Annotated in this window: 15 protein-coding genes and 1 tRNA gene; 10 read left to right on the forward strand and 6 right to left on the reverse strand. The window is 63.1% G+C overall.

The features are described from left to right. Window positions 1–423 (reverse strand): large conductance mechanosensitive channel protein MscL, encoded by a 423-nt coding sequence (gene mscL / locus NKI17_RS02475; RefSeq protein WP_352635705.1) that lies wholly within the window; start codon window positions 421–423, stop codon window positions 1–3. A 234-nt stretch (window positions 424–657) separates the two neighbouring features. Between mscL and NKI17_RS02480 the strand changes: the two genes are divergently transcribed. Continuing rightward, a complete protein-coding gene (locus NKI17_RS02480) occupies window positions 658–4,146 on the forward strand; it encodes a PAS domain-containing hybrid sensor histidine kinase/response regulator (RefSeq protein WP_352905370.1) in 3,489 nt (1,162 codons plus the stop codon). 3 nt (window positions 4,147–4,149) lie between these two features. Here the strand turns inward: NKI17_RS02480 and NKI17_RS02485 are convergent, their stop codons facing one another. Both NKI17_RS02485 and NKI17_RS02490 read right to left on the reverse strand, forming a co-directional pair. Beyond that, window positions 4,150–4,812: a response regulator transcription factor gene (locus NKI17_RS02485; RefSeq protein ID WP_031211969.1), complete on the reverse strand. Its 663-nt coding sequence runs from the start codon at window positions 4,810–4,812 to the stop codon at window positions 4,150–4,152. 101 nt (window positions 4,813–4,913) lie between these two features. Further along, on the reverse strand, window positions 4,914–5,345 hold the full coding sequence (locus NKI17_RS02490; protein WP_352589161.1) for a hypothetical protein: 432 nt from the start codon (window positions 5,343–5,345) through the stop codon (window positions 4,914–4,916). 126 nt (window positions 5,346–5,471) lie between these two features. On the opposite strand from NKI17_RS02490, the gene NKI17_RS02495 reads away from it, so the two are divergent. Together NKI17_RS02495 and NKI17_RS02500 are read left to right on the forward strand one after the other, a co-directional pair. Then, entirely contained in the window at window positions 5,472–5,822 is a 351-nt protein-coding gene (locus NKI17_RS02495; RefSeq protein ID WP_023677366.1) for a DUF952 domain-containing protein, read from the forward strand. Next, on the forward strand, window positions 5,819–6,895 hold the full coding sequence (locus tag NKI17_RS02500) for a quinone-dependent dihydroorotate dehydrogenase (protein ID WP_352905372.1): 1,077 nt from the start codon (window positions 5,819–5,821) through the stop codon (window positions 6,893–6,895). The genes NKI17_RS02495 and NKI17_RS02500 overlap by 4 nt, the downstream gene beginning before the upstream one ends. 3 nt (window positions 6,896–6,898) lie before the next feature. Here the strand turns inward: NKI17_RS02500 and NKI17_RS02505 are convergent, their stop codons facing one another. Further along, window positions 6,899–8,323, reverse strand: coding sequence for an MATE family efflux transporter (locus NKI17_RS02505; protein WP_352589320.1), 1,425 nt, complete (start codon window positions 8,321–8,323; stop codon window positions 6,899–6,901). A gap of 50 nt (window positions 8,324–8,373) precedes the next feature. On the opposite strand from NKI17_RS02505, the gene NKI17_RS02510 reads away from it, so the two are divergent. Then, entirely contained in the window at window positions 8,374–9,276 is a 903-nt protein-coding gene (locus tag NKI17_RS02510) for a histone deacetylase family protein (RefSeq protein ID WP_352589155.1), read from the forward strand. A gap of 4 nt (window positions 9,277–9,280) precedes the next feature. On the opposite strand, the gene NKI17_RS02515 is transcribed toward NKI17_RS02510, so the two are convergent. After that, the gene (locus tag NKI17_RS02515; RefSeq protein ID WP_023677362.1) at window positions 9,281–9,544 is read right to left on the reverse strand and encodes a DUF6460 domain-containing protein; all 264 of its coding nucleotides are present in this window, start codon (window positions 9,542–9,544) and stop codon (window positions 9,281–9,283) included. A gap of 131 nt (window positions 9,545–9,675) precedes the next feature. Here NKI17_RS02515 and NKI17_RS02520 point away from each other — a divergent pair. Then, window positions 9,676–9,749, forward strand: a tRNA-Gly gene (locus NKI17_RS02520). Window positions 9,750–10,062: 313 nt separating this feature from the next. Here the strand turns inward: NKI17_RS02520 and NKI17_RS02525 are convergent. Continuing rightward, a complete protein-coding gene (locus tag NKI17_RS02525; RefSeq protein WP_352448650.1) occupies window positions 10,063–11,052 on the reverse strand; it encodes a LysR family transcriptional regulator in 990 nt (329 codons plus the stop codon). Between the two features lie 316 nt (window positions 11,053–11,368). On the opposite strand from NKI17_RS02525, the gene chvE reads away from it, so the two are divergent. The 5 genes from chvE to NKI17_RS02550 all read left to right on the forward strand — a co-directional run bounded on the left by chvE (window position 11,369) and on the right by NKI17_RS02550 (window position 17,018). Further along, window positions 11,369–12,433, forward strand: a complete 1,065-nt coding sequence (gene chvE / locus NKI17_RS02530) for a multiple monosaccharide ABC transporter substrate-binding protein (protein ID WP_023677360.1) — start codon at window positions 11,369–11,371, stop codon at window positions 12,431–12,433. Between the two features lie 99 nt (window positions 12,434–12,532). Further along, window positions 12,533–14,065, forward strand: coding sequence for a multiple monosaccharide ABC transporter ATP-binding protein (gene mmsA, locus NKI17_RS02535; protein ID WP_023677359.1), 1,533 nt, complete (start codon window positions 12,533–12,535; stop codon window positions 14,063–14,065). After that, window positions 14,062–15,354, forward strand: coding sequence for a multiple monosaccharide ABC transporter permease (gene mmsB, locus NKI17_RS02540; RefSeq protein WP_352576990.1), 1,293 nt, complete (start codon window positions 14,062–14,064; stop codon window positions 15,352–15,354). Before mmsA ends, mmsB begins: the two co-directional genes overlap by 4 nt. A 191-nt stretch (window positions 15,355–15,545) precedes the next feature. Continuing rightward, on the forward strand, window positions 15,546–16,538 hold the full coding sequence (araD1, locus tag NKI17_RS02545) for an AraD1 family protein (RefSeq protein WP_292659523.1): 993 nt from the start codon (window positions 15,546–15,548) through the stop codon (window positions 16,536–16,538). Window positions 16,539–16,565: 27 nt separating this feature from the next. Then, entirely contained in the window at window positions 16,566–17,018 is a 453-nt protein-coding gene (locus tag NKI17_RS02550) for a hypothetical protein (RefSeq protein ID WP_352541309.1), read from the forward strand. Window positions 17,019–17,022: the final 4 nt, after the last annotated feature.

The raw sequence follows: 17,022 nt of genomic DNA on the forward strand, positions 1-17,022 counted from the left end.
CTATTTCCTGGCGAGGAGATCGCGAATTTCGGTGAGGAGGGCGACGTCGGCCGGTGGCGGAGCGGCCGGCGCAGCTGGCTTCTCACGCTCTAGCCGTTTGCGCAGATTGTTCACCGCCTTGACCATCAGGAAGATGATGAAGGCGAGAATGAGAAAATTCAGTGCCACGGTGATGAAGCTGCCATAGGCGAAGACCGCGCCCTGTTTCTTTGCCTCAGCCAGCGATGTGGCGTTAACGGCCGAGGACAAGGGCAGAAAGTAGTTGTTGAAGTCCAATCCGCCCAAAATCGCCCCGATGACCGGCATGATGATGTCGTCGACCAGCGAGGTGACGATCTTGCCGAAGGCAGCGCCAATGATGACGGCGACGGCCAGGTCCATCACATTGCCCCTGGAAATGAATTCCTGAAATTCTTTCAGCATTCGACGCCTCCTTGTCCTGACCGGCCGTGCTGCCGTCCACCCTTCGGCATCGACCGGCGGGCAGAATAGCAAAAACCTGCGGTTGCAACAGGATCAAAAGCTGGTTTCAGCCGGTCACGATTGCCCGACGCAGCCGATATAATACGCCGAAAGCCGCGATGGACTTGATCGCCAAGCTGTGATTGCGTCTGGAAGGCCGGATGAAAAAACCGGCGCAGGGAGGAAGTTCGAGGCGTGCAGGGCTGGTTCATCGTCATCATCGCGATCGCCTATGTGACGTTGCTGTTTGCTATCGCCAGCCTGGGCGACCGGCGCTCGACGTCATCGGGGCCTGGCCGCGCCCGGCCCTTCATCTATGCGCTCAGCCTCGCCATCTACTGCACCTCCTGGACTTTCTTCGGCTCGGTCGGGCTGTCCTCCGAGCGCGGCCTGGAGTTCCTCGGCATCTATATCGGGCCTGTTCTGGTGTTCGTGTTCGGCTTTCCGCTGCTGCAGCGCATCGTCAGGCTGGCCAAGACCGAGAAGATCACCTCGATCGCCGACTTTCTCGGTGCCCGCTACGGCAAGAGCTTCGCTGTTGCGGCGATCGCTACGCTGATCGCGACCATCGGCGCCGTGCCCTACATCGCGCTGCAATTGAAGGCGATCTCCGGCTCGGTCAGCCTGATGGTCGAGCACTATACCGGCTCGCCGCCGTCCTTCGATCCGTTCGTCAGTGACATCTCGCTGGTCGTGGCCATGCTGCTGGCGCTGTTTGCGGTGCTGTTCGGCACGCGCCATGCCGATGCCACCGAGCACCAGGACGGGCTGGTGCTGGCTGTGGCGGTCGAGACCGTGGTCAAGCTCGCCGCCTTCCTGGCGATCGGCCTGATGGTCACGTTCCTGATCTTCGGCGGGCCAGGCGATATGTTCGACCAGCTCGCCGAAAACACGCAGGTGCGCCAGGCGATGGGCTACAACACCTCGCTCGCCACCTGGCTGGTGCTGACATGCCTGAGCGGCTTTGCCATCCTCATGCTGCCGCGCCAGTTCTACGTCACCATCGTCGAAAACCGCAGCGAGGCCGAGCTGCGCACCGCGACATGGGTGTTTCCGCTCTATCTGGTGGCAATCAACCTGTTCGTGCTGCCGATCGCATTGGCCGGCCTGGAACTGGTCGGCCCCAGGACCAGCAGCGACCTTTACGTGCTGTCGCTGCCGCTGTTCAGCGGCCACGACGTGCTGGCCATGGCCGCCTTCATCGGCGGGCTGTCGGCGGCGACCGCAATGGTGATCGTCGAAAGCGTCGCGCTGTCGATCATGATCTCCAACGACCTAGTCATTCCGCTGTTCGTGCGCCGGCTGCTGCGGACCACGACATCCGAGAACGAGGACTGGTCGACGCTCATCCTCAATGTACGGCGGGCGGCGATCTTCATCATGCTGTTCATCGCCTTTCTCTACTACCGCGAGAGCACCAACAGCGCGCGGCTGTCCTCGATCGGCCTGATGTCGTTCGCCGCGATCGCGCAGTTCGCGCCGGCAATGATCGGCGGCCTGGTCTGGCGCGGCGCCAACGGAAGGGGTGCCGCACTTGGCATGGTCGCCGGCATCGTCGTCTGGAGCTATACGCTGCTGCTTCCCTCGCTCGTCGCGCCCGATACCGGCATCCTCGTCCACGGCCTGTTCGGCTTCGATGCATTGCGGCCGCAGGCTCTTTTCGGCACCGTCGCCGAGCCGCTGAACCATGGCGTGCTGTGGAGCCTGTCGATCAACACGCTGTTTTTTGTGTTCGGCTCGCTGTCGCGGGCGTCGGTGCCGCTGGAACGCATCCAGGCGTCGATCTTCGTGCCGCGCGAAGCGGGTCCGCTGCCCAGCCTGCGCCGCTTTCGCACCACCATTACCGTCAACGACCTCAAGGACACGATCGCGCGCTATCTCGGTGTCGAACGGACCGAGCGGTCCTTTCAGTCGTTCGAAAAGAGCAGCGGCACTTCCCTGCTCGGCAACGAACAGGCCAGCATGGACGTCATCCGCTTCTCCGAACAGCTTCTGGCCAGTGCCGTCGGCTCATCCTCGGCGCGGCTGATCCTGTCGCTGCTGCTGCGCCGCAACGACCGCGAATCCAAGGACGCCTTCCGCCTGCTCGACGACGCCACCGAGGCGCTGCAGCACAATCGCGATCTGCTGCAGATCGCACTCGACCAGATGGAACAGGGCATCACTGTCTTCGACCGCGATTTCCGGTTGATTTGCTGGAACCGCCAGTACCGGGCGCTGTTCGACCTGCCCGACGAGATGGGCCAGGTCGGCGTCTCACTCGATCGTATCCTGCGCCACCTTGCCGAGCGCGGTGACATACCGGCAGACCAGCGCGTCACCATGCTCAACCGCCTGACCAGCTTCGTCAGCCCATGGCAGATGGAGCTGAAGACAAGCGGGCGCATCCTGGAATTGCGCTCCAATCCGATGCCGGACGGCGGCATCGTCGCCACCTACGCCGACATTTCCGGACGTGTCGAGCAGGATCTGGCGCTGAAGCGCGCCAACGAATCCCTGGAACAGCGAGTGAAGAGCCGCACCGCCGAGCTCACCCGCGTCAATGAGGAGCTGGCGCAGGCGCAGATGCTGGCCGAGGAGGCCAATCTCGGCAAGACCCGCTTCCTCGCTGCCGCCGGCCACGACATCCTGCAGCCGCTGAACGCCGCCCGCCTCTATTGCTCGTCGCTGATCGAGAAGACCGGCAAGGGACCTGCCGGCAAGGCGGCGATGAACATCGAATCGTCGCTGGAATCGGTCGAGACCATCCTCGGCGCGGTGCTCGACATTTCGCGCCTCGATGCCGGCGCGATGAAGCCGGACGATACGAGCTTCGGCCTCGACGGGCTGCTGCGCCAGATCGGCAACGACTTCCGGCCGCTTGCCGCCGAAAAGAAGCTCGAACTCTCGATCATGCCGTCGTCGCTCAGCGTCATGACGGACCGCAATCTGCTGCGCCGGCTGATCCAGAACCTGGTTTCCAACGCCATCAAGTATACGCGCCGTGGCCGCATCCTGGTCGGCGCGCGGCGGCGCGGCGAACTGGCCGAGATCCAGGTTATCGACACCGGCATCGGCATTGCCGGCGACGAGCTCAACACCGTGTTCCGCGAATTCACCCGGCTCGACGAGGGCGCACGCGAGGCGGAAGGCCTCGGCCTTGGGCTCTCCATTGTCGACCGCATCGCCCGCGTCCTGCGCCTCGAAATCCGGATCTTCTCCAACCCAGGCAAGGGCACACGCTTTTCCGTGTTGCTGCCGGTGGTGGCCGTGCAGGCACCGCGGCGCGAGGCCGAGGCGAAGCCGCCTGCCCGTGCCGCGGCCTCGCTTGCCGGGCTCCATGTGCTCTGCATCGACAACGACGTCCGCATCCTCGACGGCATGCGGCTGCTGCTCGAGGGTTGGGGCTGCAGCGTCGACACGCTTTCCGGCGCGGAGGATCTCGAGAGGTCCGGCGTGCATCGGCCGGACATCGTGCTTGCCGACTATCATCTCGACAACAGGACCGGCCTCGAATTGATCGCCCAGTTGCGTGCGATCCATGGCGAGGACCTGCCGGCCGTGCTGGTCACCGCCGACCGTTCCAGCGAGGTTCGCGCCGCTGCCGGCAGGCTCGACGTGCCGGTGATCAGCAAACCACTGAAACCGGCGATGCTGCGCTCGATGATGGCCAGGGTCAGGCCGCTGGCGCCGGCGGCCGAATAGGAATCAGCCGGCCGTCTGCAGCGGGTCGCTGCCGATTTTGGACAAAAGGATCACCGCCTGAGTGCGGCTGTCGACGCCGAGCTTCTGCAGGATGGCCGAGACATGCGCTTTGATCGTCGCTTCGGAGACCCCGAGCTCATAGGCGATCTGCTTGTTGAGCAGCCCCTCAGCCAGCATGCCGAGCACGCGCGTCTGCTGTGGGGTCAGCGCCTGCAGCCGCTTGATCAGGTCGGAAATCTCGGGATCGCGCTCCACCCCGAGATCGATGCCGACGGGAGCCGCGATATCACCGGCAAGCACCGACTGCACCGCATTGCGGATCTCCTCCATGCTGGCCGATTTGGAGATGAAGCCGGAGGCGCCGAGATCGAGCGCGCGCCGGATCGTCACCGGATCGTCATGCGCCGAGACCACCATCATCGGCACCGCCGGATGGATGCCGCGCAGCGAAATCAGGCCGGAAAGACCGCTTGCCCCCGGCATCGAGAGATCGAGCAGCACCAGATCGACATCCTCATTGGCCAGGACCAGCGCCTTGGCGCTTTCGAAATCGCCAGCCTCGTGAATGGCGGCAACATCTCCGATGCCCGCGAGAGCCTCCCTCAATGCACCGCGAAAAAGCGGGTGATCATCGGCAATGACGAATGTGTAGCCCAACGGTGATATCCCTCCCCGAATCCCGTTGGCGATTTTCCGCCTTACGGGACCTGAACTTATGCGGCGGCGCCAGCTGTTTCGAGCGGCATGCCGTAGGCGATTCCAGGTCCTCAGGTCTTTTGCGAATTGAGCTTGGCGCCGTCGTCGTCCTTGTCCATGTCCTTGACGATATCCATGAAGCTGCGCAGGAAGCGCTCCATGTAGCCCATCGTCTTGTTGAAATCCTCCTCGCTGGGCAAAGTCGATTCGAAACGCGCGGCAAGCGAATTTTCGAGCTTGGCGACGCGTTCGTCGAGCGCCTTCACCGAATTTTGCAGCCGGTCGACCTCATCTTGTAGGGCGGCACGTTCGTCGGCCGCCGTCTTGCAGACGAGCTGGCCGGAGCGTTCCTCGCAGAGCGACATGGCGCCGGTTTGCGTATCCATGCGGACATAGCCATTGGCCGATTTCTCCAACCGGTAGCGATCGGCTTCCTCGGAAAAGGCCGACGCCGCGACAAGCGACACCAGTGCTGCGGGGATCAAGACGTGTTTCAGACGCATGTTTTCCTCCATGAGCCAGTCAGCGCAATCTATCACAGTTTGCGCCTGAAATGGGGATGAACCTGAAATGGGGAAGAACACGGGCCTGCCCTTCCCCGCGTGGTCGGTTCGGACTATAGCGCAACCATGTCCGAGATCATCTACAAGATAGTTCCCGAGGCGCTGTGGCGCGAGGCTGAAAGAGAAGGCGGCTTCACCGGCGCGCCGATCGACGTCGCCGACGGCTTCATCCATTTTTCTACCGCCGGGCAGGTTCGGGAAACGGCGGCCAAACATTTCGCCGGCCAAAGCCGGTTGCTGCTGGTCGCCGTCGATAGCGCGCGCCTCGGCGATGCGCTGAAATATGAGGTCTCGCGCGGCGGCGCCCTGTTCCCGCATCTCTATGGCGGGCTCGGCCTTGATGCGGTCGTTTCGGTGCAGGCATTGCCGCTCGGCGCTGACGGCCGGCATGAATTCCCGGCGCTGGAGGCCGAATGAGCGCGTTCGACCGGATCGGCCAGAAACTGCTGTTCACGCTCGATCCGGAAACCGCGCATGGGCTGTCGATTGCCGCGCTGAGATGCGGGCTGTCGGTCGCCGGTCGTCCGCCGCAGGACAACAGGTTAAAGGTCAGCCGTTGCGGGCTCGATTTCCCGAACCCGCTCGGCATGGCCGCGGGTTACGACAAGAATGCCGAAGTGCCGGACGCGCTGCTCGGCCTCGGCTTCGGCTTCGCCGAGGTCGGCACGATCACGCCGCTGCCGCAGACGGGCAATCCGAAGCCGCGCATCTTCCGGCTGCCTTCGGACGGGGCAGTGATCAACCGGCTGGGCTTCAACAATGAAGGCCACGCCGCCGCAGAGAAGCGTCTTGCCGCCCGAAAAGGCCGCCCCGGCATCGTCGGGATCAACATCGGCGCCAACAAGGACAGCGCCGACCGCGTCAGTGATTATGAGCGCGGCGTGATCCGGTTCGCGCGATATGCCAGTTATCTGGCAATCAATATCTCCTCGCCGAACACGCCGGGCCTGCGCAACATGCAGGCGCGCGACCAGCTTGGAGATCTCCTGTCGCGGGTCATGGCTGCGCGTGCGGCGGCACCGGCAAAACCGCCCGTGTTCCTCAAGATCGCGCCGGATCTGGTCGAGGCCGAGCTTGAGGACATCGCCGCCGAGATCAGCGACAAGCAAATGGACGGCGTCATCGTCTCCAACACAACGATCGCGCGAGCCGGCCTGAGCAGCGCCGGCCTTGCCGGCGAGACCGGCGGGCTTTCGGGGAAACCCTTGTTCGAGCGCTCGACTATCGTGCTGGCAAGGATGCGAAAACTGCTTGGCCCGGATCCCACTATCATCGGCGTCGGCGGCGTCGATTCCGCCGAGACGGCGCTGGAAAAGATCCGTGCCGGCGCCGATCTCGTCCAGCTCTACACCGGCATGATCTATGCCGGGCCTGCGCTGCCGGGGCGTATTCTTTCCGGCATGGTCCGTTTCATGGACAGTCAAGGGCTGAAGTCGCTGCGCGAGCTTCGCGACAGCCGCCTCGATCAATGGGCGGCGAAACCGTTTTAGCGATCAGCCAAAGACCGCGCGCACCCGCAGCCGCAATATGGCGAGCAGGCTGAAGCCGCGTACAAGCAGGAAGACATGCAACGCCGCCCACAAGCCGTGATTGCCGAAGGCCGGCGCCAGGATCAGCAGCGCGGCACTGAACGCCAGGAACGACAACAGCATCATGTTGCGCATGTCGCGCGACCACGTCGCGCCGATGAAAACCCCGTCCATCTGGAAAGCCAGCGCGCCGCTGAGCGCGGTGAACGCCGCCCAGGGCAAGTAGATGTCGGCAATGGCGCGGACGTCCGTCGCGGTCGTGATCAGGGCGACGAGATCGGTGCCCTCCAGCAGGAAGAAGAGCGTCGCCGCGCCCGCCAGCCCGAGCCCCCAAAGCAGCGTCAGCCGCACCGCCTGGTCAAACGCCGTGGCGGCACGGGCGCCTATGGCGCGCCCGGCGAGCTGCTCGGCGGCGGTGGCGAAACCATCGAGGAAATAGCCGGCAACCAGGAAGAGGTTCATCAGCACGGCGTTGGCGGCCAGCGTCAGAGTGCCGAATTGCGCGCCTTGGCGCGTGAACAGCGCGAAGGCGGCGAGCAGCGAAAAGGAGCGGATCATGATATCGCGATTGAGCGACATCATGCGCAGGAATGCCGGCAGATCGAGGACGCGGCGGCGCGGCAGCTTGGGCGCCGCCCAAAAGCGCCGGCCGACAATGGCGAGACCAAGCAGCATGGCGACGAATTCGCCGGTGACCGTTGCCCAGGCAACGCCGGCAACGCCCCAGCCGAGCTCCAGGCCAAGCAGGAAGCAGAGGGCGATGTTGATGCCGTTCAGTATCAACTGCAGCATCAGCCCGAGCCCGCCCTCGCCGCGCCCAAGCACGTAACCGAGGATGGCGTAATTGATCAGCGAGAACGGTGCTGCGAGCATCCTGATGCGGATATAGACGTCCATCGCCGCGCTGACGCGTGGTTCGGCGCCTATGAACCATTGCCCGGCGGTGGAGACCAGCGGCGCAAGCGCGGCAAGCACGACGCCGGCGACGACCGCGATCAGCACGGCGCGCCAGAACACCGCCTGCTCCTCCAGCGCATCGCCGCGCCCGAAGGCCTGGGCGACGAGGCCGGTGGTGCCGGAGCGCAGGAAGTTGAAGGTCGTGAAAACGACGTCGAAGATCAGGGCGCCGGCCGCCAGGCCGCCGAGAAGGGCGGCGTCGCCGAACTGCCCAACCACCGCCGTGTCGACAATTCCGAGCAACGGCGTCGTCAGATAGGCAAGCGTCATCGGCACGGCGATGGCGAGCACCGAGCGGTTGGTGACGACGAAGGCCCTGGCTTCGGTGGCGTGGACTTCGGTGGGTAAAGCCTGCTCCAAACGCGTGTTGCTTCCTGTTGCGGCTTGATCGGCTAGCCGATGTGCCCCAGTTTGCGGACCTCGCGCAACCATCCACCCCGCTATGGTCAACCGAAACCCGCCTCTGGCGCACCGCCCGTCCCATGCCCTTGCAGATCGTTCATCATCCCGACTACGACGCCGGCTTCGCCGTCAACCACCGCTTCCCGATGAGCAAATATCCGCTGCTGATGGATGCCTTGCGGGCACGCGGCCTGGCGCAGCCCGAAGCGCTCAACATGCCGGAGGCGGCGCGGCCATCATGGCTGAAGCTTGCCCACGCGGTCGACTATGTCGACCAGGTGCTTGCCTGCGAAGTGCCGGTGGCGATCGAGCGCGAGATCGGCTTTCCCGTGGGACCGCGGGTTTCGCTGAGGGCGCAGCTCGCAACGGCCGGCACGGTGCTGGCAGCGCGGCTGGCGTTGCTGAACGGCATCGCCTGCAACACCGCCGGCGGCAGCCATCATGCACGGCGCGCGCAAGGCGCCGGCTTCTGCACCTTCAACGACGTAGCCGTTGCCGCGCTGGTGCTGCTCGCCGAAGCTGCTGTCCAAAACATCCTGGTCGTCGACCTCGACGTGCATCAGGGCGACGGCACGGCGGATATCCTGAACGACGAGCCGCGCGTGTTTACCTTCTCCATGCATGGCGACCGCAACTACCCCGCGCGCAAGATCGCCTCCGATCTCGATGTCGCCCTGCCCGACGGCGCCGGCGATGCAGCCTATCTGGAGCTGCTGGACGCCATCCTGCCGGAGCTGTCGGCGCGAAGGCGCTGGGACCTCGTCTTCTACAATGCCGGCGTCGATGTCCATGTCGAGGACCGGCTCGGCAGGTTGTCGCTCACGGATGACGGGCTGCGTGCCCGCGACGATATGGTGATCCGCCATTTCCGCACGCTTGGCATACCGGTATGCGGCGTTATCGGCGGAGGCTATTCGACGGATGTCGCAGCACTTGCTGCACGGCACGCCATCCTGTTCGAGGTGGCGGCGGGCTACGCCTGAAAATTCATTTCCGGTAGTTAGCGATCCTGAGCAGGATGAAGGCCGGCACGACGATCGCGGCACCGAGCAGGATGTAGCCGAGAAAGCGGTCGATGGCGTGGAAGCCCAAATTCCACAGGTCGATGAAGAATTTGCGAATGCCATAAAGCACATCCATCGGCGACCAGCCGAAGGCATTCATGACCAGCCCGACGAGGAACGACACCACAAGCAGCTTCAGGATCACCCGGAGCGGCGTATCGCCGAGAAAGCGGTTCAGTGCGGACAAGCCTGTCTCCACAGTCGGGTGCCGCGATTCGGGCACATGCCTAGAAATACGCAGTTGATAGCCCTGCATCAAGCCGAGCCCTCAAACCGGATTGCGCATCGGCGCCGGGCCATGATATCGGAGGAACCAGCGCGGGTATGATGTAATGGTAGCTTGTCAGCTTCCCAAGCTGAACGCGCGGGTTCGATTCCCGCTACCCGCTCCAGCTTTTGCCCCCGGTGCATTGCACTTGTTCTGGCCAAGCTGAAAACCAGCGGATTTATAGGCAGTTTTACAGCCCGGCTGGCCGTCTTTCATCTGTTTGGCCGATGTGCCAGTTCGTGGAATATCTCACATTGAGGGTCGGCGGGGCCTCGCATGACCCCAACCGGAAAGTCTACCCTTGGCCCGCTGGCTTCTGCTGGCGGGCTTTTTTTGAGCATCAGGCAGTAGTGGCCGACGTGCATCGGCGCCGCTGCTGGCGGGCCTGTCTGGTCGTCTGGCCGGCCACGGGATGCGCCCGCTACCCGCTCCAACCCTCAGCCCACCTCTCGCAAGATAAAATCGTGCAGCATCTTGGCTGCCGGTGACAGCGCGCGGTTCTTCACCGTGATCAGGCTGTAGGGCCTGACCTCGATGTCGAATTCAGTCTGGACGACATCGATAGCGCCGGCCAGGCCTTCGGGGTTCTGGATGAACTTCGCGACCTGGATCGACACCGGCGCGATGGCGTCGGATTGCGCGACCATGACCAGAGTCAATAGCAGCGAGCTGGTGTTGAGAATGCGGTCCGGCAGCGCGATGTTTCGGTTCAGGAAGTTACTCTCCATCGCCTGGCGCAGCGGCGAGCCGCCCGACTGGAAAACCCAGTCATAGGCGGCGGTGTCTTCCAGCCGCACCGCCTTGCCCTTGGTCAGCGGGTGGCCGCGGCGCACGATCAGGCAGGCTTTCTCGACGCCGATGACGCGCGCTTCGAACAGTCGCGGATTGAGGTCGTCGGGGATGCGGGCGATGATGAAATCGTGGCGCGAGGCGATCAGCTCGCGCGCCAGGACGTTCGAGGTCTCGACCTGCATGGTGATTTCGATGCGCGGATAAAGGCGCCGGATTTCGCGGATCGCCGGCACCGCCAGCTCGATCGCCGGTGCTGTCACCGCGCCCAGGAACACCGAGCCGCCTTTGCCCGCCTTGAGCTCGAAAATCTCGCGGTCGACCTCGCGCATCTCGAGCAGGATCGATCGCGCGCGCCGTGCCAACGCCTTGCCATAGGGTGTCAGCGTGATGCCGCGCGGCAGCCTTTCGCAGAGCTTGACGTCGAGCACGGCCTCCATCTCGGCGATCATGCGCGAGGCCGCCGGCTGCGAGATGTTCATGACCTGGGCCGCGGCGCTCACCCGGCCGTGCTCGTCGAGGGCTGCGATCATGCGCATGTGACGCAGGCTCAAGCCGCTGCGCAGCAAGGTTCCGCCATCACCCGGAATTTCATCGTAACTGGCTGATATTCCGTCAGGATTTCGCAGCGCCGCCATGATTCTTCCCTACTCTTACGCCCGGCGCCCCGGCAAAATCCGGCAGCGTCGTCACTAGCCTAAGCCATATCAGTCTCGATATAGCAACCATCAAAGATCGCATTTGACAGTTATGGCAAAGCGACACACCCTTCGCGCGTCCTGAGGCTTGACGGTCGGTGACGAGGGAAAACTCGTATCGATGAAACCAGAGTCTCGGGGCCGATTGGGAGGATACCGGAGATCGATTGACGGCAGCGGCGCGTTTGGCGCTCCTGCACGATTGCGCGGCCCACGAAACCCAAGGGTACGCGTCCATCAACCAGGGAGAGTTAATGTGAAGATTGTCAAGACACTGGCCGCCGTCGCGGCCCTAGGCATCGCGGCCATGACGCTGCCGGCGCAGGCGGGCGAAGGCCTGATCGGCGTGCTGATGCCCACCAAGACCTCGCAGCGCTGGATCAACGACGGCGACGCCGTCAAGTCCCAGCTCGAGGCTCTGGGCTACACTGTCGACCTGCAGTACGCGCAGGACGACATTCCGAACCAGCTCAGCCAGCTGGAAAACGAGATCACCAAGGGCCCGAAGGCGCTGATCATCGCTTCGATCGACGGCACCACGATGGGCGATGCGCTGCAGAAGGCGAATGACGCCGGCGTTGTCGTCGTCGCTTACGACCGCCTGATCAAGAAGACGCCAAATGTCGACTACTACACCACCTTCGACAATTTCGGCGTCGGCGTCATCCAGGCCAAATCGCTGCTCAAGGGTCTCGGTTATCCCGAGAAGAAGGGCCCGTTCAACATCGAGCTGTTCGGCGGTTCGCCGGACGACAACAATGCGTTCTTCTTCTATAACGGCGCCATGTCGGTTCTTCAGCCGCTGATCGACGACAAGACCCTCGTCGTGAAGTCCGGCCAGATGGGCATGGACAAGGTCGGCACGCTGCGCTGGTTGGCGGCAACCGCCCAGGCCCGCATGGACAATCTGCTCTCCGCCAACTACTCGGACGGCAGCCGCGTCGATGGCGTGCTCTCGCCCTATGACGGCCTGTCGCGCGGCATCATCGCTTCGCTGCGCGCCGTAGGCTACGGCACCGCCGATCAGCCATGGCCGATCGTCACCGGACAGGACGCCGAGACCGCTTCGGTCAAGGCGATCATCGCCGGCGAACAGTATTCGACCGTGTTCAAGGACACCCGCGAACTCGCCAAGGCGACGGTCGAACTCGTCGACAAGGTGCTCTCGGGCGGCAAGCCGGAAGGCCTCGACACCACGACCTACAACAACGACGTCAAGGTCGTTCCCTCGATCCTGTTGACACCGCACGACGTCGACAAGTCGAACTATCAGGCCCTGGTGGTCGACTCCGGCTACATCAAGGCCGAAGAGCTGAAGTAATCGCGGTTACAAAGCCTGGGGTCCTGCGCAGGCAGGGCCCCTTTTCGTTGGCGAGCCAGCCCGGTATTGTTTGCGGACCTCGCAGGAGTGGTATTCTCAATGGCATCGACGATTTTGGAGATGCGCGACATCACCAAGACGTTTCCCGGCGTCAAGGCGCTGTCGAACGTCAAGCTCATGGTCGAGGAAGGCGAGATCCATGCCGTGGTCGGCGAGAACGGCGCCGGCAAGTCGACGCTGATGAAGGTGCTGTCGGGTGTGTATCCGTCCGGCACCTATGACGGCCAGATCATCTATCGCGGCGATGAGTGCCATTTCAAAGGCATCCATGACAGCGAGCGCAAGGGCATCGTCATCATCCACCAGGAGCTTGCGCTGGTGCCGATGCTGTCGATCGCCGAAAACATCTTTCTCGGCAACGAGCACGCCAGATACGGCGTCATCGACTGGAATGCCAATGAGGCGCGCACCAGCGCCCTGCTCAAGAAGGTCGGCCTCAAGGAAGACCCCAACACGCTGATCACCAATATCGGCGTCGGCAAGCAGCAGCTGGTCGAGATCGCCAAGGCGCTCAGCAAGGAAGTGAAGTTGCTCATTCTCGACGAGCCGACCGCGAGCCTGTCCGAAAAGGACAGCCAGGCGCTGCTCGATCTGCTGCTCGAATTCAAGCGGCAAGGCATCACTTCGATCCTGATCTCGCACAAGCTCAACGAGGTGAACCGGGTCGCCGACAAGGTCACCATCATCCGTGACGGGCGGACCATCGAGACGCTGGCCAAGAAGGACATCTCGGAGGACCGCATCATTACCTCGATGGTCGGCCGTTCGCTCGACGACCGCTATCCGCCGCGCGAGCCGAAGATCGGCGAGACCGTTCTCGAAGTGAAAAACTGGTCGGTCTACCACCCCATCCATGCCGAGCGGCAGGTCATCAAGGGTATCAACCTCAACGCCCGCAAGGGCGAAGTGGTCGGCATTGCCGGGCTCATGGGCGCCGGCCGGACCGAGTTTGCCATGAGCCTGTTCGGCCGCTCCTATGGCCGTCGCATCACCGGCGAGGTGTTCCTCAACGGCAAGCCGATCGACGTCTCTTCGGTGAGCAAGGCGGTGGAACACGGCATCGCCTACGTTACCGAGGACCGCAAGACCTACGGTCTCAACTTGATCGACCACATCAAGCACAACATCACGCTGGCCAACCTGCCCGGCGTGTCGCGCCACGGCGTGATCGACGATTTGCGCGAGCTTTCGGTCGCCAACGATTATCGCGGCAGGACCAATATCCGCGCCTCGAGCGTCTACCAGATGACCGGCAACCTTTCTGGCGGCAATCAGCAGAAGGTGGTGCTGTCGAAATGGCTGTTCGCCAATCCGGAAGTGCTGATCCTCGACGAGCCGACACGCGGTATCGACGTCGGCGCCAAGTATGAAATCTATACGATCATCGCGCGTCTCGCCTCCGAGGGTAAGGCAATCATCGTCATCTCGTCGGAAATGCCCGAACTGCTCGGCATCACCGACCGCATCTACGTCATGAACGAAGGACGCATCGTCGGCGAAATGGCGGCAAGCGACGCCAGCCAGGAAAAGATAATGCGCGCCATCGTCCGCGGAGAAGGAAAAGCATCATGAGCACCGAAAGCGCTCCCGGGCCGCAGACCGGCGTTGCCCAGGATCTACAACAGGGACCTCGCATTGCCGTCTCGGCGCTGGTCACCAACCTGCGCGAATACGGGTTGGTGCTGGCGTTGATCGCAATCATGGTGTTCTTCCAGTTCACCACGTCCGGAACGCTGTTCAAGCCGGTGAACCTCAGCAATCTCGTGCAGCAGAACAGCTTCATCATCGTGATGGCGCTGGGCATGCTTCTGGTGATCGTTTCGGGTCACATCGATCTCAGCGTCGGCTCCGTCGCCGGCTTCATCGGCGCACTGGCGGCGATGATGATGGTCATCTGGCCGCTTGGCCCATTGAGCAATCCGCTGGTGGTGTCGATCATCTGCCTGATCGTCGGTGGTGCGATCGGCGCGGCACAAGGCTACTGGATTGCCTATCACCGAATACCGAGCTTTATCGTCACGCTGGCGGGCATGCTGATCTTCCGCGGCATCTGCCAGGCGCTGCTGGGTGGCGGGTCTTCCGTAGGGCCGCTTCCCGTCGGCTTCAAGGCGCTCAGTTCCGGCTTCATTCCGGACCTGATCGGCCCATTGACGCTGATACCGCCAACCGTGAACGCCGCCGGCAAAACCATTGTCGGCAGCGGCCTGACGCTGCACCTGACGACGATCGTGATCGGCCTCGTCGCCGTGCTCGCCTATGCCTATTTCGGGCTCAGGGCACGGCGCACCCGCGAAAAGCATGGCTACGAAGCCGAGCCCTTCTCGCTGTTCGTCGTCAAGACCCTGGTGATCAGCGCGCTGGCGCTGTTTCTCGTCTACCAATTCGCCACCTATAGGGGCCTCCCCATCGTTCTCATGGTGATGGGCGTGCTGATCGCGTTGTTCGTCTTCGTTACCAAACGCATGACGATCGGCCGTCGCATCTATGCGATGGGCGGCAATGCCAAGGCAGCCCAGCTATCGGGCATCAAGACCGAACGGCTGACGTTGATGGTGTTCGTCAATATGGGCGTGCTGTCGGCACTCGGCGGCCTGATTATCGCAGCGCGCCTGGGGCAGGCTGTGCCGGCGGCCGGCCTCGGCAGCGAGCTCGACGTCATCGCCGCGGTGTTCATCGGTGGCGCTTCGGCGATGGGCGGCGTCGGCCAGGTGATCGGCGCGGTGGTCGGCGGCTTCATCATGGGCGTCATGAACAACGGCATGTCGATCATGGGCGTCAATGTCGATTGGCAGCAGGTGGTCAAAGGCCTGGTGCTGCTCGGCGCCGTCGTCTTCGACGTCTACAACAAGAACAAGGCTTGAGAGGCAACCAGGAGGCATACGGGTCACATCGCGGCGCTGCCGGGCGGCGCAAAGAAGTCCCCCCGAGGGACCTGATCCGCGAGCGCAATCCGGACGAAGAATTTCAACCGAGGCGCGGACAGGGTCCGGGCCGCGCGGGGCAGGGTTTGCCGAGAAAGGGCAGGCCAGCCCACAATTCAGAGAGGGTTACCATGCTGATCTCACAAATCCTCGACGACGCCGAGACGATCCGCGTCGTTGCCCGCAACGGCGGCAAGACCCGCGTCATCAACGGCGCCCGCAGCGTCTATTCGCTGGCGATGGAAGCCGCGCGTACCGGCAGCGGGCTTGTCGCCCTGATCGAGCGCAAGGGCTTCGGCGAAACCGTCGATCTCGACGCAGCCTACAAGAAGGGCCGGCTGCTGTCGCCGATCAACCATCCCGATCCGGCGCATCTCCATCTCACCGGCACCGGGCTGACGCATCTCGGCTCCGCCGCGACCCGCGATTCCATGCACAAGAAGCTCAGCACGGACGGCGAGGAACAGCTGACCGATTCCATGAAGATGTTCCGCATGGGGCTTGAGGGCGGCAAGCCGGCGAAAGGCCAGACCGGCGTGCAGCCGGAATGGTTCTACAAGGGCAACGGCACCATGGCAGTAGCGCCCGGGGCGGCGCTTATGTCGCCCGCCTTCGCTCAGGATGCCGGCGAGGAGCCGGAAATTGCCGGCATCTATGTGATCGGTGACGACGGCGCCCCGTTCCGTGTCGGCTTCACCCTGTCGAACGAGTTTTCCGACCACGTCACCGAGCGTGTGAACTACCTCTTCCTCGCCCATTCCAAGCTGCGCAACGCCTCGTTCGGGCCGGAGATCCTGATCGGCGACCTGCCGTCCGACATCCGCGGCGCTTCACGCATCCTGCGCGACGGCAAGCTGCTTTGGGAAAAGCCGTTCCTGTCGGGCGAGGCGAACATGTCGCACACCATTGGCAATCTCGAGCATCACCACTTCAAATACTCGGCCTTCCGCCAGCCGGGCGACGTGCATGTGCACATGTTCGGCACGGCGACGCTGTCCTTCGCCGACGGCATCAGGACCGAGGCCGGCGACGTATTCGAAATCGAGGCGCAGGATTTCGGCCTGCCTTTGCGCAACCCGCTTGAAATCGAGCAGCCGGTGAAGGTGGCGGTGAAGGCGTTGTAAACTGGTGACATAATTCAGGGGCGAGAAATGAACGGCCTGCGGATTGGCACTGTGTTCGTAAGTTTAGTCCTGTTCCTCGCCTATTTCTCCCCAGCGGCTTACAGCGCCGGACAATGCAGCGCAAAATCCTATCGCGAGGCCCGGATGTCGATGACTAACCGGCTTCTGGCCACCGGCTATTCGAAATCGCAAGTGAGCTTTCTGATGCGCAACGCGGATCGCATGACGTCCGCACTCCGCGCTGACAGACTGAACGACAATGGCAGAGCCTGCGGTGTCGACTCCGCCAGAGCCCATGTGCTGGGATGTATCGACAAGCAGTTGTTCCCCTTGCAGTCCAGCTCAAGCGCCTCACTTGACGACGAGAAGCAAACCAGAGGATTTTGGGGGAAGAAGCGATTGGCAGTGCGAGAACTGCTCTTTATCGGTCAGTTTCATGGCTGCCTTGGCGCCGCGAAAGAATATCTGTTTCGCGGCTGACGGA

This window comes from Mesorhizobium sp. M0816 (assembly GCF_040320005.1).
Lineage (GTDB): Bacteria > Pseudomonadota > Alphaproteobacteria > Rhizobiales > Rhizobiaceae > Mesorhizobium.

What these genes read in the sequence shown, in the direction of transcription:
- mscL (WP_352635705.1), bottom strand. Translation starts at nt 423, where the DNA reads ATGCTGAAAGAATTTCAGGAATTCATTTCCAGGGGCAATGTGATGGAC.
- NKI17_RS02490 (WP_352589161.1), bottom strand. Translation starts at nt 5,345, where the DNA reads ATGCGTCTGAAACACGTCTTGATCCCCGCAGCACTGGTGTCGCTTGTC.
- NKI17_RS02495 (WP_023677366.1), top strand. Translation starts at nt 5,472, where the DNA reads ATGTCCGAGATCATCTACAAGATAGTTCCCGAGGCGCTGTGGCGCGAG.
- NKI17_RS02500 (WP_352905372.1), top strand. Translation starts at nt 5,819, where the DNA reads ATGAGCGCGTTCGACCGGATCGGCCAGAAACTGCTGTTCACGCTCGAT.
- NKI17_RS02505 (WP_352589320.1), bottom strand. Translation starts at nt 8,323, where the DNA reads ATGGTTGCGCGAGGTCCGCAAACTGGGGCACATCGGCTAGCCGATCAA.
- NKI17_RS02510 (WP_352589155.1), top strand. Translation starts at nt 8,374, where the DNA reads ATGCCCTTGCAGATCGTTCATCATCCCGACTACGACGCCGGCTTCGCC.
- NKI17_RS02525 (WP_352448650.1), bottom strand. Translation starts at nt 11,052, where the DNA reads ATGGCGGCGCTGCGAAATCCTGACGGAATATCAGCCAGTTACGATGAA.
- mmsA (WP_023677359.1), top strand. Translation starts at nt 12,533, where the DNA reads ATGGCATCGACGATTTTGGAGATGCGCGACATCACCAAGACGTTTCCC.
- mmsB (WP_352576990.1), top strand. Translation starts at nt 14,062, where the DNA reads ATGAGCACCGAAAGCGCTCCCGGGCCGCAGACCGGCGTTGCCCAGGAT.
- araD1 (WP_292659523.1), top strand. Translation starts at nt 15,546, where the DNA reads ATGCTGATCTCACAAATCCTCGACGACGCCGAGACGATCCGCGTCGTT.
- NKI17_RS02550 (WP_352541309.1), top strand. Translation starts at nt 16,566, where the DNA reads ATGAACGGCCTGCGGATTGGCACTGTGTTCGTAAGTTTAGTCCTGTTC.